Source organism: Blautia sp. MCC269, from assembly GCF_018785655.1.
In the GTDB taxonomy this organism is placed as follows: Bacteria; Bacillota; Clostridia; order Lachnospirales; family Lachnospiraceae; genus Blautia_A.
This window is the reverse complement of sequence record NZ_WQQE01000038.1, coordinates 145,262-171,791: the sequence shown is the minus strand read 5'-3', so window position 1 is coordinate 171,791 and position 26,530 is coordinate 145,262. Positions and strand designations below refer to the sequence as shown.

22 protein-coding genes are annotated in these 26,530 nt (G+C 45.3%); 17 read left to right on the top strand and 5 right to left on the bottom strand.

Translation table 11 applies throughout. The features are described from left to right. Position 1: 1 nt before the first annotated feature. The 4 genes from GPK88_RS12220 to xerD all read left to right on the top strand — a co-directional run bounded on the left by GPK88_RS12220 (position 2) and on the right by xerD (position 4,017). Positions 2-490, top strand: coding sequence for a regulatory protein RecX (locus GPK88_RS12220; protein WP_118062124.1), 489 nt, complete (start codon positions 2-4; stop codon positions 488-490). Positions 491-630: 140 nt separating this feature from the next. Continuing rightward, positions 631-2,190, top strand: a complete 1,560-nt coding sequence (gene rny, locus GPK88_RS12215; protein ID WP_021976878.1) for a ribonuclease Y — start codon at positions 631-633, stop codon at positions 2,188-2,190. 129 nt (positions 2,191-2,319) lie between these two features. Continuing rightward, positions 2,320-2,928 carry a stage II sporulation protein M gene (locus GPK88_RS12210; protein WP_021976877.1) on the top strand — a complete coding sequence of 203 codons (609 nt, stop codon included), beginning with the start codon at positions 2,320-2,322 and terminating at the stop codon, positions 2,926-2,928. 204 nt (positions 2,929-3,132) lie between these two features. Next, the gene (gene xerD / locus GPK88_RS12205; protein WP_215707852.1) at positions 3,133-4,017 is read left to right on the top strand and encodes a site-specific tyrosine recombinase XerD; all 885 of its coding nucleotides are present in this window, start codon (positions 3,133-3,135) and stop codon (positions 4,015-4,017) included. Between the two features lie 158 nt (positions 4,018-4,175). Here xerD and GPK88_RS12200 read toward each other — a convergent pair whose 3' ends face one another. Together GPK88_RS12200 and GPK88_RS12195 are read right to left on the bottom strand one after the other, a co-directional pair. Next, the gene (locus GPK88_RS12200) at positions 4,176-5,207 is read right to left on the bottom strand and encodes a 3-deoxy-7-phosphoheptulonate synthase (RefSeq protein ID WP_118062126.1); all 1,032 of its coding nucleotides are present in this window, start codon (positions 5,205-5,207) and stop codon (positions 4,176-4,178) included. A gap of 41 nt (positions 5,208-5,248) precedes the next feature. Then, positions 5,249-6,583: a polysaccharide biosynthesis protein gene (locus GPK88_RS12195; RefSeq protein ID WP_215707851.1), complete on the bottom strand. Its 1,335-nt coding sequence runs from the start codon at positions 6,581-6,583 to the stop codon at positions 5,249-5,251. Positions 6,584-6,705: 122 nt separating this feature from the next. Here GPK88_RS12195 and GPK88_RS12190 point away from each other — a divergent pair, with 122 nt between their 5' ends. From GPK88_RS12190 to GPK88_RS12175, 4 genes are all read left to right on the top strand, one after another. Then, entirely contained in the window at positions 6,706-7,134 is a 429-nt protein-coding gene (locus GPK88_RS12190) for an RrF2 family transcriptional regulator (protein ID WP_119239594.1), read from the top strand. A gap of 25 nt (positions 7,135-7,159) precedes the next feature. Next, entirely contained in the window at positions 7,160-8,347 is a 1,188-nt protein-coding gene (gene nifS / locus GPK88_RS12185; protein WP_148447435.1) for a cysteine desulfurase NifS, read from the top strand. Between the two features lie 28 nt (positions 8,348-8,375). Further along, positions 8,376-8,822 (top strand): Fe-S cluster assembly scaffold protein NifU, encoded by a 447-nt coding sequence (gene nifU, locus GPK88_RS12180; protein WP_015526995.1) that lies wholly within the window; start codon positions 8,376-8,378, stop codon positions 8,820-8,822. 90 nt (positions 8,823-8,912) lie between these two features. After that, entirely contained in the window at positions 8,913-11,471 is a 2,559-nt protein-coding gene (locus tag GPK88_RS12175) for an HAD-IC family P-type ATPase (protein WP_215707850.1), read from the top strand. Positions 11,472-11,613: 142 nt separating this feature from the next. Here the strand turns inward: GPK88_RS12175 and GPK88_RS12170 are convergent, their stop codons facing one another. Both GPK88_RS12170 and GPK88_RS12165 read right to left on the bottom strand, forming a co-directional pair. Further along, positions 11,614-13,728 (bottom strand): alpha-amylase family glycosyl hydrolase, encoded by a 2,115-nt coding sequence (locus GPK88_RS12170; protein WP_215707849.1) that lies wholly within the window; start codon positions 13,726-13,728, stop codon positions 11,614-11,616. Positions 13,729-13,802: 74 nt separating this feature from the next. Beyond that, positions 13,803-14,621 carry a histidinol-phosphatase HisJ family protein gene (locus tag GPK88_RS12165; protein ID WP_022426901.1) on the bottom strand — a complete coding sequence of 273 codons (819 nt, stop codon included), beginning with the start codon at positions 14,619-14,621 and terminating at the stop codon, positions 13,803-13,805. Positions 14,622-14,926: 305 nt separating this feature from the next. On the opposite strand from GPK88_RS12165, the gene gap reads away from it, so the two are divergent. The 3 genes from gap to tpiA all read left to right on the top strand — a co-directional run bounded on the left by gap (position 14,927) and on the right by tpiA (position 18,122). Then, complete coding sequence (gene gap, locus GPK88_RS12160; RefSeq protein WP_021652276.1) at positions 14,927-15,946, top strand: type I glyceraldehyde-3-phosphate dehydrogenase; 1,020 nt, start codon at positions 14,927-14,929, stop codon at positions 15,944-15,946. Between the two features lie 185 nt (positions 15,947-16,131). Beyond that, positions 16,132-17,328, top strand: coding sequence for a phosphoglycerate kinase (locus tag GPK88_RS12155; protein ID WP_215707848.1), 1,197 nt, complete (start codon positions 16,132-16,134; stop codon positions 17,326-17,328). A 44-nt stretch (positions 17,329-17,372) separates the two neighbouring features. After that, positions 17,373-18,122 carry a triose-phosphate isomerase gene (gene tpiA / locus GPK88_RS12150; RefSeq protein ID WP_015527001.1) on the top strand — a complete coding sequence of 250 codons (750 nt, stop codon included), beginning with the start codon at positions 17,373-17,375 and terminating at the stop codon, positions 18,120-18,122. Between the two features lie 116 nt (positions 18,123-18,238). On the opposite strand, the gene GPK88_RS12145 is transcribed toward tpiA, so the two are convergent. Then, complete coding sequence (locus GPK88_RS12145; RefSeq protein ID WP_330626689.1) at positions 18,239-18,487, bottom strand: helix-turn-helix domain-containing protein; 249 nt, start codon at positions 18,485-18,487, stop codon at positions 18,239-18,241. Positions 18,488-18,618: 131 nt separating this feature from the next. Here GPK88_RS12145 and GPK88_RS12140 point away from each other — a divergent pair, with 131 nt between their 5' ends. From GPK88_RS12140 to GPK88_RS12115, 6 genes are all read left to right on the top strand, one after another. Further along, positions 18,619-18,840 carry a hypothetical protein gene (locus GPK88_RS12140; protein ID WP_177290991.1) on the top strand — a complete coding sequence of 74 codons (222 nt, stop codon included), beginning with the start codon at positions 18,619-18,621 and terminating at the stop codon, positions 18,838-18,840. A gap of 123 nt (positions 18,841-18,963) precedes the next feature. Then, complete coding sequence (locus GPK88_RS12135) at positions 18,964-20,082, top strand: Mbeg1-like protein (protein ID WP_148447424.1); 1,119 nt, start codon at positions 18,964-18,966, stop codon at positions 20,080-20,082. Positions 20,083-20,136: 54 nt separating this feature from the next. After that, entirely contained in the window at positions 20,137-21,432 is a 1,296-nt protein-coding gene (locus GPK88_RS12130) for a homoserine dehydrogenase (protein ID WP_148447422.1), read from the top strand. Between the two features lie 139 nt (positions 21,433-21,571). After that, positions 21,572-23,113, top strand: a complete 1,542-nt coding sequence (gene gpmI, locus GPK88_RS12125) for a 2,3-bisphosphoglycerate-independent phosphoglycerate mutase (protein WP_148447420.1) — start codon at positions 21,572-21,574, stop codon at positions 23,111-23,113. A gap of 188 nt (positions 23,114-23,301) precedes the next feature. Continuing rightward, complete coding sequence (locus GPK88_RS12120) at positions 23,302-24,654, top strand: MATE family efflux transporter (protein ID WP_148447418.1); 1,353 nt, start codon at positions 23,302-23,304, stop codon at positions 24,652-24,654. Positions 24,655-24,807: 153 nt separating this feature from the next. After that, on the top strand, positions 24,808-26,460 hold the full coding sequence (locus tag GPK88_RS12115) for a L,D-transpeptidase family protein (protein ID WP_243279037.1): 1,653 nt from the start codon (positions 24,808-24,810) through the stop codon (positions 26,458-26,460). The last annotated feature ends 70 nt before the right edge of the window (positions 26,461-26,530 follow it).

Here is a 26,530-nt window from a genome sequence, read left to right as displayed (position 1 = left end):
CATGCTGAATCCGGAAGAACGAAACCGGGCAAGAAAGAAAGCCATGCGGCTTCTGGAACATATGGATCGTACAGAGAAAGGCCTGACGGATAAACTCCGTCAGGCTGAATTTTCACCGGAGGCAGTGGAGGATGCCATTGCCTATGTGAAGTCTTACGGCTATATTAATGATGCCCGTTATGCCAGGACATACATTTCTTTCCGCATGGAGTCCAAGAGCCGCCAGAAGATCCTTTCCGAGCTTCAGATGAAAGGCGTGGACCGTCAGACTGCACTGGAAGCCTGGGAGGAAATGGAAGAACTTATGGAACCCGATGAACGTGCCGTTTTACGGAAGACCATAGAGAAGAAATATGCACCGGATACCGAGCTTGATGAAGGACAGATGCGGAGACTCTATGGGTACCTTGCCAGAAGAGCATTTAAGTACGAGGATATTTCTCATATTCTGGAAGAAATGAACATCCGTGTGAGACACGAGATGGAATAATTCCATACAAAAAAAGTCACAGTTCATGTGTGCTAACCAAAATCGGCTTTTTCATGAGAAAAACTTGACATAAATGTGAAAAACAGCTAAACTTGTATTGTTGTATTTGTACAATGAAAACTAAATAAGGAGGTGCTCCTGTGGCAGGCACAATTATCGGTGTTATTGTCGCTGTGGTAGTCACGCTACTTATTGCAGTTCCTGTTACTTGCAAGGTTGCTGTTGACAAGAAAGTACGCAAGGATGCGGAAATCGTAGGTACAGCAGAGGATAAAGCAAGGAATATTCTTGATGAAGCATTGAAAGCAGCAGAGACCAAGAAACGCGAAACTTTACTTGAGGTAAAGGAAGAATCTCTGCGAACTAAAAATGAACTGGAAAGGGAAACCAAGGAACGGAGAAACGAGCTGCAGAGATACGAGAAGCGAGTTTTGTCAAAAGAGGAATCTGTTGACAAAAAAGCCAATGCAGTGGAGAAGCGTGAGCTGGAATGTACAGCGAAATTTAACGAGTTACAAGAAAAAGAAAAACGAGTAAATGAACTTGAGGAAAAAGGAGTACGGGAACTGGAACGAGTTTCAGGTCTTACCTCCGAACAGGCAAAAGAAGAATTACTGAAATCTGTAGAAGATGACGTAAAGGTGGATGTTGCAAGACTCTATAAGGAGCTTGAGAACAGAGCCAAAGAAGAAGCCAACAAGAAAGCCAAGGAATATGTGGTCAATGCTATCCAGAAATGTGCGGTAGATCACGTATCTGAGACAACAATTTCTGTGGTACAGCTTCCAAGTGATGAAATGAAGGGAAGGATTATCGGTCGTGAGGGCCGTAACATCCGTACATTGGAGACACTTACCGGTGTGGATCTGATCATTGATGATACACCGGAGGCAGTTGTTCTCTCCGCGTTTGATCCGATCCGTAGAGAGATCGCCAGAGTGGCTCTGGAGAAACTTATTGTGGATGGACGTATTCATCCGGCAAGAATTGAAGAGATGGTGGAGAAAGCCCAGAAAGAAGTGGAAACACAGATCCGTGAAGACGGTGAGACAGCAGCCATGGATGTGGGTGTTCATGGAATCCATCCGGAACTTCTGAAACTTCTTGGACGTATGAAATTCCGTTCCAGTTATGGTCAGAATGCTTTAAGACATTCCATTGAGGTTGCACAGCTTTCCGGACTTCTCGCAGGAGAGATCGGTGTGGATGTGCGTATGGCCAAACGTGCCGGACTTCTTCATGATATTGGTAAATCCATTGATCATGAGGTGGAAGGTTCTCATATCCAGATTGGTGTGGATCTCTGTAAGAAATATAAGGAATCCCCGATTGTTATCAACACAGTTGCGTCCCATCATGGCGATGTGGAACCGGAATCTCTTATCGCATGTATTGTACAGGCTGCTGACGCGATTTCCGCAGCAAGACCTGGTGCAAGACGAGAGACACTGGAAACCTATACCAATCGTCTGAAACAGCTCGAGGATATCACCAATGAGTTCAAGGGCGTAGAGAAATCTTTTGCTATTCAGGCAGGAAGAGAAATTCGTGTTATGGTTGTACCGGATCACGTAAGTGATGCAGATATGGTTCTCCTTGCAAGAGACATTGCAAAGCAAATCGAAGCAGAACTTGAATATCCGGGACAGATCAAGGTTAATGTGATCCGTGAAAGCAGAGCGGTTGATTACGCAAAATAAGCTTTCGCTCACAGAATACTCTGGAAATAATGAAAGCCGGACAGCTTTAATAGCTGGCCGGCTTTTTTGCTGCCCGGAAACAGGTTATATTACGGAGAGTTTGGACGTAAACTGGTACAGGGTGAGTGAATGGAAAAAAGAAATGAAAGCAGAAAATGGAAAACAGCTGGTCGTTTTCCGGCAGAGATTCTTTTTCTGACCGGTTTTCTGGTGGGAAATATCATACCGAATCTGATCTGGAAAATGGAATGGAAACAGAAAACCCTGGCTTCTTTCTATCTGATCCGGAATTTTGCGGGGAAAGATATTTCCGGCGGAGCATATTTGCTGGAAGTGTTACGACACAGGGGAGTACTCTTTCTTTTTCTGTTTTTCTGTGGGTTTACCATATTTGGGGTACCGCTGTCAGTGGCTTATATGCTGATTCTTGGGATGGAGACAGGACTTATCCTGACTTTATCCGTGCTGGAATTTGGTATTTACGGAGGTGTGGCCGGGGCCGGACTTCTGATTCCTCAGTATGTGATCTATATTCCGGTGTATTTTTATCTTGCTGGTCTTGTATACAGACAGTCCTATGATATCTGGAAAAACTATGGGCTTGTACCTCAGAAATCGAGGCTATATATCCGGCAGGGAATGACTGCATTTCTGGTGTATACAGGGGGAATTCTTGCGGAAAGTTTCCTGAATCCGTGGATTCTTGAGAAAGTTGTAAAGGGGCTGAAATTTTTTTGAAAAAATTTTTTACAATATGTAGTGATGGTTTCCATAAAATCTGCGATATTTGGTGGTTTGAGGCGGAAAGTGTTGAAATTGCGTGGTTTTGCGCTGAAAAACCGTTTGATTTTATGTAAAATACACAGTATAATTCAGTCATAAAAGAATACAGATTTTACGATTTTGTTGATAATGAGTTATTTAGAAACGGGATGTAAGAGAATGGACATAGAGATACGGGAATTTATTACATATTTACATAATAGAAAAAGAACATCTCATAATACAGAGGTGTCATATCAGAGAGATCTGAAGAAGATGGCAGCATATTTTGAAGGGCGTGGAATTTATGATATCCGTGAAGTGGGAGAGCTGGAACTGGAGGGATATCTCAGTTACATGGAGAGAGGACAGTTTGCCTCTTCTACCATTTCCAGAAATGTGGCTTCGATCCGTGCACTGTTTCAGTATCTTCAGCAGGAAGGCCGGATTGAGAGAGATCCATCCCTGGAACTGAAGCCACCTAAGGTTGAGAAGAGGATGCCGGAGATTCTTTCTGTGGATGAAGTGGACAGACTTCTGAGACAGCCGGATTTGAATACCCCGAAAGGAATTCGGGACAGCGCCATGCTGGAACTTCTTTATGCGACAGGAATGCGTGTCAGTGAACTGCTTCACCTGAATCTGGAGGATATGAATCTTCAGCTTGGTTATGTGGTCTGTCACGATGAAGAGAAGGAACGGGTCATTCCTGTGGGAAATGTGTGCAGGAATGCCATGGAGAAATATCTGAAAGAAGCCCGTGGAACATTTGTGAAAGAAAATGAGACACAGAGCCTTTTTACCAACTGTTCAGGAAAGTCCATGAGCAGACAGGGGTTCTGGAAAGTGCTGAAGGGATATGCGGAAGAAGCAGGAATCCAGCATGATATCACACCACACACCCTGAGACATTCTTTTGCCGCACATATGCTGCAGAACGGGGCGGATGTAAAGAGTGTACAGGAAATGCTGGGACATTCGGACATTTCCACTACACAGATCTATTTGAATTTTGGTGTTGCAAAAATGCGCGATGTGTATATGAAGGCGCATCCGAGGCATTAACCTGTAAACAGAAATATAATATTAAGCAGAAAAAAATAAGAACCGACGCTTCCAAAAAAGGAAGAACGTCGGTTCTTTTGATGTGCATTTCAGTCAAGGGAATATTTGCAATCCCGTAGGGACCCCTTGATTTGTTAAAACTGCAGATCGGACGGATCTTAGCAGTTCTCAGCAATCGTATAAAGCAGTTTCTCAGACTCATCCCATCCAAGGCATGCATCTGTGATGGATTTTCCGTAGATGTGATCTACACCGATCTTCTGATTGCCTGGCTCAATATAGCTCTCGATCATGAGACCTTTTACCATAGTGTGAAGCTCAGGATCTACCTGACGGCTGTGAAGAACCTCGCTTGCGATACGAACCTGCTGCTCGTAGTGCTTGTTGGAGTTGGAGTGGTTGGTATCCACGATTACTGCCGGGTTGGCAAGGTTCTTTGCGTGGTATTTGTCATAGAGAAGACGAAGATCCTCATAATGGTAGTTCGGGATAGCTTCTCCGTGTTTGTTTACCGCACCACGAAGGATTGCGTGGGAGAGCGGGTTACCGGTGGTCTCAACTTCCCAGCTTCTGTAAATGAAGCGGTGAGCGCCCTGTGCTGCAACGATGGAGTTCAGCATAACGCTGTAGTCGCCACTGGTAGGATTCTTCATACCAGCCGGAACGTCCATGCCGCTGACTGTCAGTCTGTGCTGCTGATCTTCAACAGAACGTGCACCTACAGCAACGTAGGAAAGAAGATCAGAAAGATAACGGTAGTTCTCCGGGTAAAGCATCTCATCTGCACAGGTAAAACCACTTTCGCGGATGGCACGCATGTGCATCTTACGGATTGCAATCAGTCCGGCAAGAAGGTTCGGTTTCTTCTCAGGATCCGGCTGATGGACCATTCCTTTGTATCCTTCTCCGGTTGTACGTGGTTTGTTTGTGTAAACACGCGGGATAATGAGGACTTTATCCTCGATCTTTTCCTGTACTTTGCGAAGTCTTAAAAGATAATCGCATACAGCATCTTCGTTATCTGCAGAACATGGTCCGATGATAGCGAGGAATTTATCAGATTTTCCGGTGAAAACGTCGCGAATCTCAGCATCGCGTTTCTCCTTGAGAGCCTGAAGTTCAGCATCGATGGGATACTGATTGCGGATTTCCTCAGGAGTTGGCAGTTTTTTTATGAATTCAAAACTCATAGTACTTTATTCCTCCATAATTATAACATTTCGGTTATTAATTATAAACGATTATCGCCCGCTTGTCGATAGGGAAATTTTAGCGCTTTCACGTGTAGAAGGGAAAGGAGCAGTTCACCCAGAAAAATGCCGTAAAAATAGCCTCGAATCCCAATTGCCGGAATCATAAAAACAACAGAAAAAATACGGATGAGAATGCCGGCAGCGCTGTGGATCAGGCAGCGCCCCGGCCTTCCAAGCCCCTGAAGGATGCTGGCGAGCATGGTGTTGGTATAAAGAAAAGGACAGATGAAAGAAAGATACCGTATGTAAGTTCCGGCAGTTTTGCTGTGAAAAAGCAGTGTTCCAAGGAATGGTCCAAAGAGAAAGAATCCGCTTCCACACAAAAATCCCAGAAACATGCAGAGAAAAAAAGTCTGGTCTGTGACATAGCGGATTTGTTTCTGATCTCCAAGGGCATCCATTCTTGCGACAGAGGGCATCAGCATTACAGCTGCGGAAGTTGTAATGGTGGAAGGAAACAGGAGCAGGGGAAGGGCCATTCCCGTAAAGATCCCGTAAATTTTCAGTGCCTCTGAAGAAGTCATTCCACAGCGAATCAGCATCTGTGGAATCAGAACCGCTTCTATGCTTCCGAGAAGTGTCAGGAGGATGCGGTTCAGGGATATGGGGAAAGACAGGGTAAAAAGATCTTTTATCAGCGGAAAAATTTTAACGGAAGTTTTTTCTTTTACAGGATGATTTCCAAAATGAAAAGAAACCATAAGGAGTGATATCAGAGAAGCGGCAGCTTCTCCTGCAAGGGAACCGCAGGCTGCGATCAGTGCAGTGACCGGGCGGTTTTCAGAGAGGAAGATCAGATACAGGATATAAGTGGCGCCGATCCGGACAGCCTGCTCCGTAAGCTGTACGACTGCGGGTACGGAAGCTTTTTTCCGGGCATAATAATAGCTGTCAATGCAGGAATGGACGGCGCAGAGTGGAATACTGACAGCACTCAGGCGGAGAAGGCCGGAAGTCCCGGGCGCTTTCAGGATTATGGAAGCAAAAAAATCGGCATACTGAAAAAGCAGAAAACCGATTACAGCAGAAAAAAAGACAGCTGCAAGGATTCCTGTAACCAGAGAAAAACGTGCCTCCTTTTTTTCCTGAAGAGCAAGCCTGGCTGCAATCAGCCGGGAAAGTGCAGACTGGATTCCTGCATAGGATAAAGCGGCCATAAGTCCCTGGAGAGGAAGAACCAGCTGGTACAATCCGAGACCTTCCGCACCAATGGCATGGGAGAGGAATATCCTATAAAAGAAACCTGCAATACGGCTGACAAGTCCCGTGCAGGCAAGAATCATGGTCTCTTTGAGAAATACTTTTTTTGACATGGATAACCTGGAGCCTTTTTTGTCAGTATATGAAGAAGTTAGTCTTGACAGAACCATAGGTTTCTGATAGAGTAAACATGAAATCCGAGGAAAACACTGGGAATTGAAAAAGAGGTGAGCGGATGAAACTGTCAACAAGAGCAAAATACGGACTTAAGGCTCTGATAGACCTTGGTCTTTACAGTGAAAAAGAAGCGGTCTCGCTTCAGAGTATTGCGGGCCGTCAGAATATATCAGTCAGCTATCTGGAACAGCTGATGGCGCTTTTGAAGAAAGCGGGCCTTGTGAAGAGTGTCCGCGGTGCTGCCGGAGGATACTTTCTTGGAAGACCGGCAGAAGAAATTTCAGTGGGAGATATCCTTCGTGTCCTGGAAGGTGGCTTGGAGGCTGCGTCATGTCCGGGAACAGAAGGTGACGGAGGCTGCCAGGGTTCTGATCTCTGCGTAGCTAAATTAGTGTGGAAGAGGATCAACGACAGTATCACAGATGCGGTGGATACACTGATGCTCAGTGAACTGATCGAAGAGAGCCGGAGAATACACGAAAAATAATTATCCTGAACAGGAGGAAAAGAAAATGGGAAAAATGATATATCTGGACAATGCGGCTACCACAAAGACCGCACCGGAAGTTGTGGAGGCAATGCTGCCATATTTTACAGAGTTTTACGGAAATGCTTCAACCGTTTATGATTTTGCGGCAAACAGTAAAGCTGCCATCGCAAAAGGAAGACAGCAGATCGCAGACGTGATCGGAGCCAAGAAAGAGGAGATCTATTTCACAGCGGGCGGTTCCGAGTCTGACAACTGGGCTCTGAAAGCAACTTTTGAGGCATACAAGAATAAAGGTAACCATATCATCACAACAAAGATCGAGCATCATGCAATCCTTCATACCTGCGAATACCTTGAAAAAGAGCGCGGTGCGAAGGTCACATATCTGGATGTGGATGAGAACGGTTTCATTGACCTGGATGAACTTCAGAAAGCCATCACACCGGAGACCATCCTGATTTCTGTTATGGCTGCAAACAATGAGATCGGTACTCTTGAGCCGCTGAAAGAGATCGGACAGATCGCACATGAGCATGGAATCCTGTTCCATACAGACGCTGTTCAGGCATTCGGACAGATCCCGATCAATGTAGATGAGTTTAACATTGATATGCTCAGCTCCAGCGGACATAAGATCAACGGACCGAAAGGAATCGGTTTCCTCTATATCCGTAAAGGTGTTAAGATCCGTTCCTTCGTACACGGCGGAGCACAGGAGAGAAAACGTCGTGCAGGTACAGAGAACGTTCCTGGTATCGTAGGATACGGTCTTGCAGCAGAGCGTGCAAACAAATCCATGAAAGAGCGTACTGCAAAAGAGATCGAGATTAGAGATCATATGATTAACAGAATTCTCACAGAGATCCCGTACGTACGTCTTAACGGAGATAAGGTAAAACGTCTTCCGAACAACGTAAACGTAAGCATTCAGTTCATCGAGGGTGAGTCCCTTCTTCTGATGCTTGACAACTTCGGAATCTGTGCATCCAGCGGTTCTGCATGTACATCCGGTTCTCTGGATCCGTCACATGTTCTGCTGGCTATCGGCCTTCCTCATGAGATCGCACACGGATCACTCCGTATGACATTAAGCGAGGAGACAACAATGGAGGACGTTGATTTTGTAGTAGATAAACTGAAAGATATTACTGCAAACTTAAGAAGTATGTCTCCATTATATGAAGATTTTATTAAAAAGCAGAAAAAATAATAAAAACACTTGCCAGGAGGAAAAAATAATGTATAGTGAAAAAGTAATGGATCATTTTCAGCATCCACGTAATGTAGGTGAGATTGAGAACGCAAGCGGCGTGGGTACTGTAGGAAATGCAAAATGCGGCGATATTATGAGAATATTCCTTGACATTGATGACGAAACTCATATTATCAAAGACTGCAAATTCAAAACATTTGGATGCGGTGCGGCAGTTGCAACAAGCAGCATGGCAACAGAGCTTGTAATGGGTAAAACCATTGAGGAAGCTATGGAAGTAACAAACAAAGCCGTTATGGAGGCTCTGGACGGACTTCCGCCAGTAAAGATTCACTGTTCCCTGCTTGCTGAGGAAGCAATTCATGCGGCTCTCTGGGATTATGCAGAGAAACATCACATTAAGATCGAAGGTCTTTCCAAACCGAAGTCTGATATCCACGAAGGTGAAGAGGACACAGAAGAGGAATATTAATTCCTTATATTTACGATCATAACCGAGGCATGAGCAAGCTTCAATCGAACAGAAACCGTAAGCCATTGAAAGGACAGGTAAGTAAGAAGCATGACAGGACTTACGAACGAAGAAGTTCAGGAAAGAATTGCGCAGGGCCAGGTAAATAATAACGAAAACCCCAACACCAGGACATATAAACAGATCATTATGGAGAATACACTGACATTCTTCAATTTTCTGAACCTGGTGCTGCTGGTTCTCGTACTGCTGGTTGGTTCCTACAAAAACTCCATGTTTGTAGGAATCATTTTTATTAATACCGTGATCGGGATCATTCAGGAGGTCCGTGCCAAGAAGACGATCGACAAGCTGGCCATCCTGACAGAATCCAAGACGGTTGTTCTGCGTGAAGGAAAAAAATGGAAAATTTCTACAGAGAAGCTGGTTGTCGATGACCTGATCTTTCTGAAGGCCGGAGAACAGGTCCCGGCAGATGCGAAGATCCTGGAAGGAAACCTGGAGGTCAATGAATCTCTGCTTACCGGTGAGGCGGACAATCTTCCGAAGAATCCGGGAGATGAGCTTTTTTCCGGAAGCTTTGTGACGGCGGGACAGGCCTGCTGTCAGATCATCCATGTAGGAAGCGACAACTATGCGTCAAGGATCACCAGCGAGGCCAAGGAATTCAAACGCCATAATTCAGAGCTTAGAAATTCCCTGAATGCCATCCTGAAGGTGATCAGTATCATTATCGTACCAATGGGTGCGATGCTTTTTTATAAACAGTATTATTTTGTGGGAGACAATATCCGGGATTCTGTTGTCAATATGGTTGCAGCGGTCCTGGGAATGATCCCGGAGGGACTGGTCCTTCTTACCAGTGTGGCACTGACTCTGGGTGCGCTGAAGCTGGCCCAGAAGAAGACGCTGGTGCAGGAGCTGTACTGTATAGAAACTCTTGCACGCGTGGATACGCTCTGCCTGGATAAGACAGGAACTATCACAGAGGGTACCATGTGTGTGGAGGCGGTGGAGAGCTATCCGCCGGTGTATGATGAGATTTCAGAGAAAATATCCGGGAAAGATCCTGAATCCGGCGAAGGTGACAGCAATGGAACTGAGAGTTCTGTGACTTCTGCAGTTTCAGCAACAGATGCGATCGCAAAGGAGGATGGAAGCGCGAATCTCGTATTACAGGAAAAGTCAGAAGCTGACCCGGAGAAACATAGTCAGGAAGATCCGGAGAAGATCCGGGAGATCGAGCATATCATGGGAAATCTGCTTTCTGTGCTGAAGGATCAGAATGCCACTGCCGATGCACTCAGGGCAAGATTTAAAGTATCTCAGGATATGGAGCTGGATCATGTGATCCCGTTTTCTTCTGACAGGAAGTACAGCGGAGCTGCATTTACAGATACAGGTACTTATCTGATGGGGGCAGTGCAGTTTCTTTTTCCGGAAGGGAACCCGGAGTTGATGGAGTATTGTGGCAGATTTGCAGAGGAAGGTCTTCGTGTGCTGGTTCTTGCCCATAGTGTAAATGTGAGTGAGGGAGCGGAGCTTCCGGAGGGACTGGAACCTGTCGGACTTTTGCTTATTACCGATGTGATCCGTGCAGAGGCACCGGATACACTGGCATATTTTGAAAGTCAGGGTGTTGATCTGAAAGTGATCTCCGGTGATGATCCGGTGACGGTTTCTGCAATTGCCAGACGTGCAGGCCTTAAAAATGCAGAGCATTATATCGATGCGACAACGATCACAACCCAGGAACAGATGGACGAGGCAGTTGCAGAATATAGTGTGTTCGGACGTGTAACACCTCAGCAGAAGCAGGCAATGGTGAAGTCTTTACAGGCTCAGAAGCATACGGTTGCCATGACCGGTGATGGTGTCAATGATGTTCTGGCGCTTAAAGAGGCGGACTGCAGTATTGCCATGGCTGAGGGCAGTGATGCTGCCAAGAATATTGCCAATGTGGTATTGCTGGATTCTAATTTTGCAGCAATGCCGGAAATTGTGAATCAGGGACGCCGGGTTGTAAATAATATCCGTACTGCGGCATCTATGTTTCTGATCAAAACGATTTTTTCCGTGCTGCTGTCACTGATCACGATCTTCTTCGGGGATTCCTATCCCTTTGAGCCGATCCAGATGTCTCTGATCAGTGCCTGCGCTGTTGGTATTCCTACATTCCTTCTGGCACAGGAGAATAATTATGAGAAGATCGACCATACATTTTTGCGTCATGTATTTATGAATGCATTTCCGGCTGCTGTGACCATCACGGGCTGTGTGTTCAGTGTGATGCTGGTATGCCAGAATGTATACCATTCCAATGCTATGCTGAATACAGCCTGTGTGCTTGTAACAGGATGGAATTATATGGCGGCACTTAAGACAGTTTACGCACCTCTGAATAAGTATCGAAAGGTGATCATTTACAGTATGCAGGTGATCTTTTTCGGTGCGGCGGTGGTTCTGCAGAATCTTCTGACACTGGGATCGCTGGAATTCGGAATGATCATTCTGGTGTTCCTTCTGATGACATTTTCTCCGATCCTGATCGATGTGATCACGGCCTGGCTCAGAAATATTTACAGCCGTTCGCTGGATAGTGGGGAACAGGGGAAATTTGCTGCATTTATTGATAAGCTGAGAAAATAATAATATGAGAAATAAAAAAGGACACTGCCCGTTGAAAATGGCAGTGTCCTTTTTTGCAAATAAACTGTGAAGCAGTTATCCAGTTATCCGGTGCAGAGCTGTGTAGAGAATGCAGATTGTGGATATTCGCCTGACAAAGCTATTATTTCGTGTGCATAAGCCAGATAAATCCGAAGGCCGGAATCTCTACAGCCTGTGCGTCTCTCTGAACTCCTGTGAGAAGATCTGTGTAGGTACCGTCCTGTTCGTTGATCCAGGCTACCTTATCCTGGTCGCTGAAGTTGTAGATGCAGATCAGCTTTTCTTCAGAAGTTTCTCTTACCAGGGCAAGGAGAGCTTTTTCCCAGGTTTCCAGTGTATGTGCAGAAACTTCAGGTGCAAATACCGGATGGCTGGCACGGATGGATTCCAGCTGCTCAAGGCTGTTGAAAATGCGTCCCTGGATCGTTTCGGCATCGGCTCTGTTCCGGGCAAGTGCCCAGTTGAAACGTCCGTTGTGGAGCCAGCGGGGATCAGCTGCTTTGGAAATGTCGGCTTTATAGGTGTAGTCATTCAGCTGTCCGACCTCGTCACCGCTTCGAAGTACCGGAATTCCGGGGAGGGAAAGAAGCAATGCATGAAGTGCTACGTCATAGCGGATTCCCCGGCTGACACCCTCCATATTTCCTTCATAATCAAAACGCTCGATTCCTGCAAGAGATGCGGTTGTTCCGCAGAGCTCCGATTCCTCGGTTTCCGGATTCACATAAATTTCACCCCGGGCAAAGGAATCAGGGAAAATACCTGCCAGGAATTCATTCAGATAATCTCTGTGAGGCCCTTCTGTGATAAAGCTTCCTTTCAGGAAATCATAGTCCAGATTCCAGCGTACCGTGTTGCGGTTACGGAGGTAATTCTGGAATACCGGTGCCTGCGGAAGGTCTGCAGCTCTGTCGATTCCCCGGCGGAGAAGGGCAGTGTCCTTTGTGGCAACGGTATGCCAGAGATCGGACATCAGCTGGGTGCTGTTTACAATGTGAAGTTCCGGCATATCGGAAGTTCCGCCGAATGCAGCAGCCTCTGCAGGTGGGCGGTCTGTTTCGCCAAGTAGAAGAATTCCGGGGCATACGATCTCACACACCATTCGGGTCATACGCAGCAGAGAGTGAAGCTTCCAGAGATTTTCTTCCGGCATCATCGGAAGGACACCAAGGCTGAATATAGAAGCACCTTCATTTGCAAGTTCCAGGATCTGAAGAAGCATTGCATTGAAATAAGCCGGAGTCTGGAGCACACATGGCGTACCGGACTGTGGGTCATCCACAGAAAGACTTAACGGGATCTCAAGAGCCAGGCGGATACCTGCTTTCCTACAGTTAGCTGCAAGTGTGTACAGATCTTCGGAGGTTCCGATCTCCGGGATAATGCGAAGAGAGCAGTTGGAGGTTGCCTGGAAAAGATCTGTCAGGTACAGAGTGTCTGCTTTGCATTCACTGATATAGTCCAGCTTATCGGACAGCCCGGAAAGAGTATCTGCGAAGTCAGCAGGATTTACAGCCATTCCGGTGAAAGTAGTCTTACGGAACCAGTCAGGATCAGCAGCGCAGGTCTGGTCAGCTTCCTTCATGGAAAGAGAGCGCTCACGATAAATCTCTTTCATTTTTTTTGTGAGGCTTGAGAATGTGCCGGCAACTTCCGGATGATCGCGGAACAGCTCACAGTAAAGCCATTTCAGATCATTGTAGTAGTGTTTCAGACGTTTCTCGTAGAGGGCATCGTAAGCTGTGTCCTCCTTGGAAGTTTCGACTTTCAGAGGCTCAATCTTGGAAGTAGTAACTTTCGCCGGCTCAGTCTTGGAAGTCTCGACCTTGATCGGTTCGGTCTTGGAAGTCTCAACCTTGATCGGCTCGGTCTTGGAAGTCTCAACCTTGATCGGCTCAGTCTTGGAAGTCTCGACCTTGATCGGTTCGGTCTTGGAAGTCTCGACCTTGATCGGTTCGGTCTTGGAAGTCTCAACCTTGATCGGCTCAGTTTTGGAAGTCTCGACCTTGATCGGTTCGGTCTTGGAAGTCTCGACTTTGATCGGTTCGGTTTTGGAGGTTTCGACTTTAAGCGTTTCCTTCTTTACGGTTTCAAGTTTTTTCACTTCGGCTTTAGCATTTTCAACAGATTTGGCAACACTGGAACTGGTGCCGGCAGCAGAGGTATTTTTTTTCAGCTGCTTTTCTTTTTTTGCCTGCATGGCAGCTTTCTTTTTCTGGAGTCTTTTTGTTGACATATAGAGTTCCTCCTTAGATAAAATGATATTTTCGGTATAAAATGTAAACTCTCTCACCGGAGAGAGAAACAGAGCTACAGCTTATGAAAAACAGGACGGCGGTTTTTAAATACAGCATAATAGGAAAAACCACATTCACGGAGAACATCAGCCGCCTTGTCAAAAGCGTAGCCAATCTTATCCGGAGTATGGGCATCTGCACCGATGGTGATGATCTCACCGCCAAGCTCACGGTAACGTCGGATAATATTGACACATGGATTCGGTTCACCAAGCCCGTAGTGATAACCGCCTGTGTTCAGCTCGATTCCCACATTTTTGCGGATCAATGTCCGCAGGATCTCGTCCAGGATCTCCTTATATCTTCCATAAGAATACTGACGGTTCTGATTTGGACCATAACGTACTACATAGTCGATATGTCCGTACACATCCATCTCGTCAAAAGCAGCGATATTTTCCAGGATGGATTCAAAATATTCCATGTAGCATGCGGATTCCTTACGGCCCTCAAAATAAGAAGGATAATAAGGATCGTATCCGTGCACCACATGGGAGGAACCAATAACGAAATCAAAGGGAACTTCTTTCAGAAGATCGGAAAAAGATTCTGCAAGCTGAGGCTGAAGTCCAAGCTCGATCCCGAAGTTAACCTGGATCTGGTCTTTAAAAGCATCCGCAAGACTCTCAAGTTTCTGGCGGTATGCAGGGATGTTCAGGGAAAAATCAAGATTTTCCGGAGTATCGGGATAATCCGGATCAAAATGTTCAGTAAAACAGATTCCCGTGAGACCCTGGTCTGCGGCAGTCTGGATCATTTCTTCCATCGGTGTATCGGAATCTGCGGAAAAAGAGGAGTGCATATGGCAGTCCCATAAAATTTTCTGGTCCATTTTGTACCTCCATATTCAAGCCTTTATATTCTGTGACAATGATCGTATCTGCCTGTTATGAATCCGGGAAAGTCAAACTCCCAGCGGGAATATAGATATCCGTTTTGGGAATCAGCAGGACAGAACTTTCTATCAGAGAATTATAGCACATTTTTCAGAAATTTTCTTAATATTTATTTTAATGTTCTTTTTTATAAATAGCTCTTGAATTTTTGTTTGGAATTAGGTACAATATGAAACAGGTTGATGTTTCTTTAACAAAGGAACGATTTAAATCACCATTCAATTCATAGGAGGAATTTATCATGGCAGTAAAAGTTGCAATTAATGGTTTTGGACGTATCGGTCGTCTTGCATTCCGTCAGATGTTTGGAGCAGAAGGATTTGAGATCGTAGCAATCAACGATCTTACATCTCCTAAGATGCTTGCTCACTTATTAAAATATGATTCTACACAGGGAAGATATGCTCTTGCTGATAAAGTAACAGCAGGCGAGGATTCCATCACAGTAGACGGAAAAGAGATCAAAATCTATGCTAAGGCTAACGCTGCAGAGCTTCCATGGGGAGAGATCGGTGTAGACGTAGTTCTTGAGTGCACAGGTTTCTACACATCCAAAGACAAAGCTCAGGCTCATATCGATGCAGGTGCTAAGCACGTAGTTATTTCCGCTCCGGCTGGAAACGACCTTAAGACAATCGTTTACAACGTAAACCATCAGGGTCTTACAAACGAGGACAAGATCATCTCCGCAGCTTCCTGTACAACAAACTGCCTTGCACCAATGGCTAAGGCTCTTAACGATCTTGCACCGATCAAATCCGGTATCATGTGCACAATCCACGCTTACACAGGCGATCAGATGACACTTGACGGACCGCAGAGAAAAGGCGATCTGAGAAGATCCCGTGCAGCTGCAGTTAACATCGTTCCGAACAGCACAGGTGCTGCTAAAGCTATCGGACTTGTTATCCCAGAGCTTAACGGCAAACTTATCGGTTCTGCACAGCGTGTACCTACCCCAACAGGTTCTACAACAATCCTTACAGCAGTAGTTGAAGGAAACGTTACTAAAGAGCAGATCAACGCAGCTATGAAAGCAGCTTCCAATGAGTCCTTCGGATACAACGAGGATGAGATCGTATCCAGCGATATCGTTGGTATGAGATTTGGTTCCCTCTTCGATGCTACTCAGACAATGGTACTTCCACTTGAGAATGGCACAACAGAGGTTCAGGTAGTTTCCTGGTATGACAACGAGAACTCCTACACAAGCCAGATGGTTCGTACAATCAAGCACTTCGGAAAACTTCTGAACGCTTAATTTTCTGCGAACGGGTGTAGAAGAATAGACTCAGAAAGGGTCCGGTCTGAAGAGGACCGGGCCCTTTTTTTCCAAAAGACCAAACAAAAAAATGTCTGAGGAATGACTGTTAACAGAGCGGACAACAATACCGCTCGCCCTTATTCATCTGCTTTTGCAGAAATAAAAGTTAAGGAGATATAGAGATGCTGAACAAAAAAAGTGTTGACGATATCAATGTAAAAGGACAGAAAGTACTTGTAAGATGCGACTTCAATGTTCCGCTTCAGGATGGAAAGATCACAGATGAGAACCGTCTTGTAGCTGCTCTTCCTACAATCAAGAAACTGATCGCAGACGGCGGAAAGGTTATCCTTTGCTCCCACCTTGGAAAACCGAAGGGAGAGCCGAAACCGGAGCTTTCTCTTGCACCTGTAGCAGTTCGTCTTTCTGAGCTTCTTGGCCAGGAAGTAAAATTTGCAGCAGATCCTGAGGTAGTAGGACCGAACGCAAAAGCTGCTGTAGCAGAGATGAAAGATGGCGATGTAGTTCTTCTTGAGAACACACGTTATCGTGCAGAAGAGACAAAGAACGAAGACAAGTTCAGCAAAGATCTTGCTTCCCTCTGTGATGTATTTGTAAATGATGCATTCGGAACTGCTCACAGAGCTCACTGCTCTAACGTAGGTGTTACCAAATATGTAAAAACAGCAGTTGTAGGATATCTGATGCAGAAAGAGATCGATTTCCTTGGAAACGCTGTAAACAATCCGGAGAGACCATTCGTAGCAATTCTTGGCGGTGCTAAGGTTTCCAGCAAGATCTCTGTAATCAACAACCTTCTTGACAAGGTAGATACACTGATCATCGGTGGTGGTATGTCCTATACATTCTCCAAGGCTATGGGCGGACATATCGGAACATCCCTCTGCGAGGATGATTACCTTCAGTATGCTCTTGACATGATGAAGAAAGCAGAGGAGAAGGGCGTGAAGCTTCTTCTTCCTGTAGATAACAGAATCGGTGATAACTTCTCCAATGACTGCAATATCCAGGTTGTAAAACGTGGTGAGATTCCGGACGGATGGGAAGGAATGGATATCGGACCGGAGACTGAGAAGCTTTTTGCAGACGCTGTAAAAGATGCCAAGACTGTTGTATGGAACGGACCGATGGGATGCTTCGAGATGCCGAACTTCGCTCATGGTACAGAAGCAGTTGCCAAAGCTCTTGCTGAGACAGATGCAACAACCATCATCGGTGGTGGTGATTCCGCAGCAGCTGTAAATATCCTTGGATATGGCGACAAGATGACACACATCTCCACAGGTGGCGGTGCTTCTCTTGAGTTCCTTGAGGGCAAAGAGCTTCCGGGCGTAGCAGCAGCTAACGATAAAGACTGATAAAAAATAAAGTGTTCCGCGAACACGAAAAGGAGATAAAAACAATGGCAAGAAAGAAAATTATTGCTGGAAACTGGAAAATGAACATGACACCAAGCGAGGCTGTAAAGCTTGTTGAGACTTTAAAACCGCTTGTTGTTAACGATGAAGTTGACGTAGTATTCTGCGTACCGGCTATCGACATCATTCCTGTTGTTGAGGCAGCTAAAGGAACAAACATCCAGGTTGGCGCTGAGAACATGTACTTCGAGGAGAAGGGTGCTTACACAGGCGAGATCGCTCCGGCTATGCTCGTAGATGCTGGCGTTAAGTACGTAGTACTTGGACATTCCGAGAGAAGAGAGTATTTCGGTGAGACAAACGAAGACGTTAACAAAAAAATGCTTAAAGCTTTCGAGCATGGTATCACACCGATCATGTGCTGTGGTGAGACACTTACTCAGAGAGAGCAGGGCGTAACAATGGACTTCATCCGTCAGCAGGTTAAGGTTGGATTCCAGGGTGTTACAGCTGATCAGGCTAAGACAGCAGTTATCGCTTACGAGCCGATCTGGGCTATCGGAACAGGTAAGACAGCTACAACAGAGCAGGCTCAGGAAGTTTGCGCTGATATCCGTAAATGCATCGCTGAGATCTATGATGATGCTACAGCAGCAGAGATCCGTATCCAGTACGGCGGATCTGTAAACGCTGCAACAGCTCCTGACTTATTCGCTCAGGCTGACATCGACGGCGGTCTTGTAGGCGGCGCTTCCCTGAAACCAGATTTCGGAAAGATCGTAAACTACAAATAAGAATAAATAAAGAAAGGGGCTTCGGCCCCTTTTTTTAATGGAATAATGGAAATATCTATTTGTCAAAAAACTCTCTCTGACATAAATACACAGAAGTAAAAATTCGGTGTTTATGCTCAGAGAGAGTTTTTCTCATTTTCGGAGGAAGAATTGTTTTTCTCCGAAACTTCTTTTGGATTATTATTCATTTCATCCGGATCAGGAATATGTTCTACGATATCTTCAATATCACAGTGAAGAATGGAACACAACCTGTCTATTGTAAAAATTTCAATGTTTTTGTTTTTTCTAAGCCTGTCCAGAAGAGAACGGGTAATTTCATAGTGTTCATAAAGATCATACTGAGTAATACCACGTTCTTTCATTGTGACCCAAAATCTGTCATATTTTATCATATGTTTATCCTGTCCGATTCGTCCTTGAATTAATCTTATTATGAATGTAAAATTGGAATCACAACAGTGTCCTTATAGAGACACTATGGAAAGGAGAAACAATGAGGAAATTTTTGAAGGTATTTTTTTCGCTGGCGGTTACCATATATTTTTCGACTACCATGTTCTATTGTTTTGTGGCCGGAGCACCGCAGAATGGAAAAGGAGCTGTAATTTATGTCGTGTCAGCAGCAGGCCTGTCAATTCTGTTTCCGGCTTTTACCTGTGGCTGTCTTCATTACATTATCTATCTCAGGAAAAAACTGGATAAACAGGGCAAATAATCAGGATTTATGGTATGATAAAGAAAAACAGGGATGGATGAAACCGGACAGTTATGTATTATAATAGAAAGAAAGACCGTAACTGTGCGGAAGACGCTTATGTGATTATTTGTGGAGGGTTTTATGGGAAATATTCTGGATTATCTTGACTGGAGAGGGGATCTTACTTTTGAACAGTCACCGTTTAATGAAGTTGACAATCTGATACTGTCATGCTTTTCCTATCTGGATCTGGATGAGATAACCGAGTTGAAAAATGGAGATACTCTTTGCATAAAGGATCTCTCAGAGAGATTTTCCACAGAAAAAAAAGAACAGGATATGAAAGCAGAAAGTGCGTTTTTGCAGAATACGCCGGTTCTTCTTGAAAAGATGGCCCGTTCGAAACGATTCCGGGAATGCATAGTGGGAGGATTTGTGAATGAAATTCTGTCCAGACAGGCACAGCAGTTTGCGGCAGTGATGATCGGGCTGGGAGATGGAACATCCTATATATCTTTCCGGGGAACCGATGATACGATTGTGGGATGGAAAGAGGATTTTAATTTGAGCAACGGAGTTGTTCCATCCCACAGAAAAGCTCTGGAATATCTGGAAGAACACGGAACCTATCTGCAATCCATGTTGCGTATCGGAGGACATTCCAAAGGTGGTAATCTGGCTATGTATGCTGCCATGCAGTGTAATGAAATACTTCAGGAGAAGATTCTTTCTGTTTACGATAACGACGGACCAGGATTTCCGGAGGAATTTTTCAGCCCTGAGAGAGTGGAGAAGGTTTTGCCCAAAGTCACCCGTATTATACCGGAGGCATCTGTGATCGGTATGCTTCTTACGCATCAGAAAGAACCGCTGATCGTGGCAAGCAGTCAGAAAGGCATCCTGCAGCACGATGCTTTTACCTGGGAGGTGATGGGGCCGTCTTTTATTCAGAAAGAAACACTGACAAGGAGGGCGGCGGCATCAGACCGGAGTCTTCACAAATGGATTGATACTATGAATGAAGAGGAAAGGGCACATCTGATAGGAGAACTTTTTTCTGTGCTTGAGGCCACCGGCGCGGATACGATTTCCCAGATTCAGGATGGAGGCCTGAAAAGTCTGGCTGCCATGGTACGACAGCTGGATAAAATGGAGCCTCACTCCAAAGCTATGGTACAGGAATTGATTGTCGGAATTTTTGGCAGCTGGCTGGAACTCCTTCCGCTGCCGGAGCTTGACAAAAAGCGTTTTCTGCCATAACATAGGAGTTAACTCTGATAAAAATTGGAAAAAACGGAAAGGGGACATCAGAAAATGAGCGAAAAAGTCGTAAATGCGGCCCTTCTTGGTCTTGGAACAGTAGGAACCGGAGTCTATAAAGTTATCAAAAATCAGGAGCAGGAAATGACAGCCAAGCTTGGATGTCAGGTAAAGATCACAAAGATCCTGGTGCGTAACCTCGAAAAAGCATCTAAAAAAGTAGAAGATCCATCTGTTCTTACAACAGACTGGGCAGATATCGAAGGAGATCCTTCTATTGATATTGTGATCGAGCTGATCGGTGGAATTGAGCCGGCCCGTACTTACATTCTTGCAGCACTGAAAGCCGGAAAGAATGTAGTAACTGCAAATAAAGACCTGATCGCAGTTCACGGAAAAGAGATTCTGGAAACTGCCAAGGCTGCACAGAAAGATTTCCTGTTTGAGGCTGCTGTTGCCGGAGGAATTCCGATTATCAGCCCGCTTAAGAATAGCCTCGAGGCCAACCATGTAACGGAAGTTATGGGAATCGTAAACGGAACTACGAACTTTATCCTTACCAAGATGTCCCAGGAAGGAATGGAATTTTCCGATGCCCTTGCCCTTGCCACAGAGCTTGGATATGCAGAGGCAGATCCGACTGCAGATATAGAAGGAATTGATGCAGGAAGAAAGGTAGCGATCCTTGCTTCTGTTGCTTTTAATTCCAGAGTTACCCTTGACAATGTTCATATCGAGGGAATCACCAAGATCACAGCGAAAGATATCCGTTACGCCAAGGAAATGGGCTGTGAGATCAAACTTCTGGGTGTTGCCCGCTGCCAGGAGGATGGCGTTGAGGCCTATGTATGCCCAATGCTGATCCCTGCAGAGCATCCTCTTGCATCTGTCAATGATTCCTACAATGCAGTATTTGTACATGGAGATGCTGTAGGTGATACTATGTTCTACGGACGTGGAGCAGGAGAACTTCCAACAGCAAGTGCGGTTGTTGGAGATGTATTTGAGGTAGTCCGCAACATGAAGGCAGACTGCTGCGGCCGTGTGGGCTGCACCTGCTATAAGACACTTCCTGTAAAAGCCATGGCAGATACCCACAACCGTTACTTCCTCCGTCTGCAGGTTGAGGACCGTTGCGGTGTGCTGGCAGAGATCCTGGAGCACTTTGCAAAATATCAGGCAAGTGTCGCACAGATCATGCAGAAAGAGAGCAAGAGACCGGATACCGCCGAGGTTGTTGTGATTACCAAGCTGGTAAGTGAGGGTGCTTTCTTTAAGGTTAAGGAAGAGCTGGAGAACAGTGCCTCTGTAAGAAAGATTTCTTCTATGATCCGTGTATATGAGAAATAAAAAAAGCGTTGCAAAATTCCTGGATTTTGGTACTATATAAAATGGAAAACAAAAGAATCCCAGATGGCGCAGGACATTTCAGGATTTCCGGAAACTTACGCCGGCTGGAACTTCGATCAAAGATAAGAAGGGGAAAATTATGAGTAAAAAACCAACAGTTTTAATGATCCTTGATGGATACGGACTCAATGACAGACATGACGGAAATGCTGTATATGAGGCGAAGACACCGGTTATGGACGGACTTATGAAAGATTATCCGTTTGTAAAAGGTAATGCCAGCGGTCTTGCTGTAGGTCTTCCGGACGGACAGATGGGTAACTCCGAGGTTGGTCATATGAATATGGGCGCAGGCCGTATCGTATACCAGGAGCTTACAAGAATCACAAAAGAGATCCAGGACGGAGATTTCTTCAAGAACGAGGCGCTTCTTGCTGCTATGAAGAACGCAAAAGAGAACGATTCCGCAATCCATTTCATGGGACTTCTTTCTGACGGTGGTGTACACAGCCACAACACACATCTTTACGGACTTCTCGAGATGGCCAAGAGAGAAGGTCTCAAGAAAGTTTACGTACACTGCTTCCTGGATGGACGTGACACACCGCCTGCATCCGGTAAAGAGTTCGTAGAGCAGCTGGAAGCCAAGATGAAAGAGATCGGCGTTGGTGAGATCGGTGTGATCTCCGGACGTTACTATGCAATGGACCGTGATAACCGCTGGGATCGTGTTGAGCTTGCATACAAAGCACTTACACAGGGCGAAGGCGTAAAGGGAACAGACGCTGCAGCAGCAGTTCAGGCTTCCTATGACGATGACAAGACAGATGAGTTCGTACTTCCGACAGTTATCGAGAAAGACGGCAAACCGGTTGCAACGATTTCCGATAAGGATTCCGTTGTATTCTTCAACTTCCGCCCGGACCGTGCAAGAGAGATCACAAGAGCTTTCTGTGATGATGATTTCAAAGGCTTTGAGAGAGCTAAGAGACTGGATACCACATTCGTATGCTTCACAGAGTATGACGATACCATCCAGAATAAACTGGTAGCATTCCACAAAGTTCTTCTTCACAATACATTCGGTGAGTACCTTGCAGCTCATGATATGACACAGGCACGTATCGCTGAGACAGAGAAATATGCACATGTTACCTTCTTCTTCAACGGTGGCGTTGAGGAGCCGAACAAGGGAGAGGATCGAATCCTTGTAAAATCCCCGAAGGTTCCGACCTACGATATGCAGCCGGAGATGAGCGCACCGGAAGTTTGCGAGAAACTTGTAGAGGCGATCAAATCTGACAAATATGATGTGATCATCATCAACTTCGCAAACCCGGATATGGTTGGCCACACAGGTGTTGAGGCAGCTGCAATCAAGGCTGTTGAGACTGTTGATGAGTGTGTAGGTAAGGCTGTAGAGGCAATCAAAGAGGTTGACGGACAGCTCTTTATCTGTGCTGACCACGGTAACGCAGAACAGCTTGTAAACTATGAGACAGGTGAGCCATGGACAGCTCATACAACCAACCCTGTTCCGTTTATCCTGGTAAACGCAGATCCGAAATACACACTTCGTGAGAACGGATGCCTTGCAGACATCGTTCCGACACTGATCCAGCTTATGGGCATGGAGCAGCCGAAGGAAATGACAGGAGAGTCTCTTCTTGTTGAGAAATAAATAAGATATTATGGAATCCCCGCAGATTTTCACAGATCTGCGGGGATTTTTTGTATTTCCTTGTTTCTGTTTCCACACATAAAAAATTTTTTCAAAATCATCTTGTAAAATCATTCCATTTCAACTATAATCCCTCTGATACATAAAAACAGGTAACTTTTGGGTAATTTGGGGGAAAAGAATATTTCATGAAAACAGACATGACACAGGGCAAACCGGTAAAAGTGCTCCTGGGATTTACGATCCCGGTATTTATTGGTAATGTATTTCAGCAGTTCTACAATATGGTAGATGCGGTGGTGGTAGGAAAATTTGTAGGAACAAAGGCACTGGCGGCAGTGGGCTCAACAGGAACCATCATCTTTCTGATCATAGGTTTTCTTCTGGGACTGACTGCCGGCTTTACCGTACTGACCGCGCAGAAATATGGTGCGGGAAAAATGGATGAGATGCGCCAGACAGTAGGTAACGCACTGATTCTGACAGCAGTGATTTCCGCAGTTATGACAGCAATCAGCATGACAGGCATGCATGCACTTCTGAAATTCATGCATACACCAGATGATATTTTTAACGATGCATATGCTTACGTTATGATCATCTGCGGAGGTATTTTTGCCCAGGCATTGTATAATATCCTGGCCAGCATCCTCCGTGCACTTGGAAACAGTAAAATTCCGCTGTATTTTCTGATCTTATCTGCAATGTTGAATATCGTGCTGGATCTCGTATTTATCATTGTGTTTAAGCTGGGAGCACCCGGAGCAGCCTGGGCTACCATTATTTCCCAGGGAGTATCCGGAGTTTTATGCCTTCTGTATATCTGGAAATTTGTGCCGGAACTCCGCATGAAAAAAGAAGACTGGTATTTCCGGCGCAGTCTTGCTTTCAAGCAGATTGGTGTTGGAATTCCCATGGGACTTCAGTATTCTATTACAGCAATTGGAACTATGATGGTACAGTCTGCTTTAAATATGTTGGGATCCTATGCAGTGGCAGCATTTACCGCAGGAAGTAAGATCGAGCAGATTTTTACCCAGGCATTTGTAGCACAGGGAACTGCCAGCGCTACCTATAACGCACAGAATATCGGAGCCGGAAAGCTTGAAAGAGTGAGGGAAGGATTCCGGGCTTCTCATTTTATCGGAATTGTATACTCGATTATTGTGGGAGGTTTTCTGTTCTTTGCTGGAAAATATTTTGCATATCTGTTTATCTCGGATAACATTGAAGAAGTGCTTCCTATGGTAGCAATCTATGTAAAATGTGTGGCGTTGTTCTTTATTCCGCTGTATTTTGTTAATGTACTTAGAAACGGAATCCAGGGAATGGGATATGGTCTCCTTCCTATGATGGCCGGCGTGGCAGAACTGGCGGGAAGAGGAATCACAGCTACGATTGCGGCAGGAAGAAGCAGCTATATTGGCACATGTCTGGCAAGTCCGGTGGCATGGATTTTTGCAACGGTGCTTCTCTGGGGTATGTATTTCTATGTTATGAAAGATATGTCCCGGAAATTGTACGGTACAAATAAGTTATAAAAAAACCGTGAAATGAGATGCAATTTCCAGAAAGTATGATATAATGAAAAAGCTGGTAACTGATCCGTGTATATAAGTGCGGATCAGCCCGGAAAGTATCAATGGAAAGGTGTCTTTTCGAAAGACACATAAACATAGAGGTGAAATAAAAATATGAGCAACGAGGAGAAGAGGGACATCGAAGATAAGATCAACGACGCCATGGCCAAGATTGTCAGCGATACAGTCGGAGATGCCCAGCCTGAGAAAAAATCAGATGCATCTGCTTCTCAAAAGTCTGCCCGGCCTTCGAAGTCAGCGAGACCTTCCAAGTCGGCAAGACCGAAGAAGATCACATATGTACCGATTGATGAGTCTGAATTTGCCCCAATCGTTCTCCCCCAAAAAAAGAAGCATAAGGCGTTAAAAGTAACCGGAATGATCGCAGCCATGGTTCTGGTAGCAGCCGGCTGTGCATATGCCGGAGTGTCTTATTATTACACGAACCACTTTTTTGAAGGGACAACGATCAACGGAATTGACAGTTCCAACAAGACTGCCTATGAGGTGGAGCAGGAGATTGCCAGCAAGATGGAGAACTATACCATCGAGGTAAAAGCGAGAGATCAGGAATCACAGACCATTACAGGATCAGATATTGATTATCGCTATATATCCAGTGGTGAAATTCTGAAACTCCTGAAATCTCAGAAGCCATATGAGTGGGTGAAGGGATTTTTTGGAGAAACCACTTACACAGCCAAGGAAGAAACAGCTTTTGACAAGAGTAAGCTGGAAACACAGGTGAAAGCACTGAATTGTGCACAGAAAGAAAACCAGGTGGCCCCGGAGAATGCATATGTAAGTTTTAACAATTCAGAATTTACCATTGTGCCGGAAACCGAGGGCACGGAGCTGAAGGTGAAGGAAGCATACCAGATGATCAGCGAAGCCATCAGCAGTGATGATGCAGAAGTAGATCTGGGCAGTAATCCGGATGCATATGTCACAGCGGATGTTACCAGTGACAGTGCAGATCTTCAGGCAACGGTAGATGCATATAATAACTTTGCAAAAGCAAGCATCACCTATACATTTGGAGATGAAACAGTAACACTTGATGGAAACACCATTAAGGACTGGCTGCAGTTTGATGAAAAAGGACAGCTGATACAGGACGATGCGTCTTTTAAACAGCATATTGTGGATTATGTAGCACAACTTGCAGCTTCTCATGATACGGTAGGTACTGAGAGACAGTTCCAGACCACAAGTGGAAGAACGGTATCGGTATATGGTTCTGCATATGGATGGAAAATTGACCAGGACGCAGAGGTAGCACAGCTTACCCAGGAGATTCAGTCCGGTACACAGACAACAAGAGAGCCGGTATATTCCATGACAGCCAATTCCTATGGCGTTAATGATCTTGGTAATACTTACATTGAAGTAGATCTTACAGAACAGTATATGCGGTATTATCAGGATGGAAGTGTGATTTTTGAGTCCGATATTGTATCCGGACTTGCAAGTGATCCGGAGAGGAAAACACCTCCAGGAATCTTTACCCTGTATTATAAGAAGAGCCCGGATGTGCTCCGTGGTACCAAGAAGGCAGATGGAACATATTCCTATGAACAGCCGGTAACCTACTGGATGCCGTTTAACGGGGGAATTGGATTCCACGATGCAGACTGGCAGCCATACTTTGGTGGTGACCGGTATCTTACAGGAGGTTCCCACGGCTGTATCAACATGCCACCGGATAAGGCAGGAGAACTTTACAATATTATTCAGTACAATGTTCCGATTATCTGTTTCTATTGATCGAACCCATATCAAGCGGATATTCGGTTAAAATCAGACAGGAGCCAGCCGGTGATCCGGTGCAGGGCTC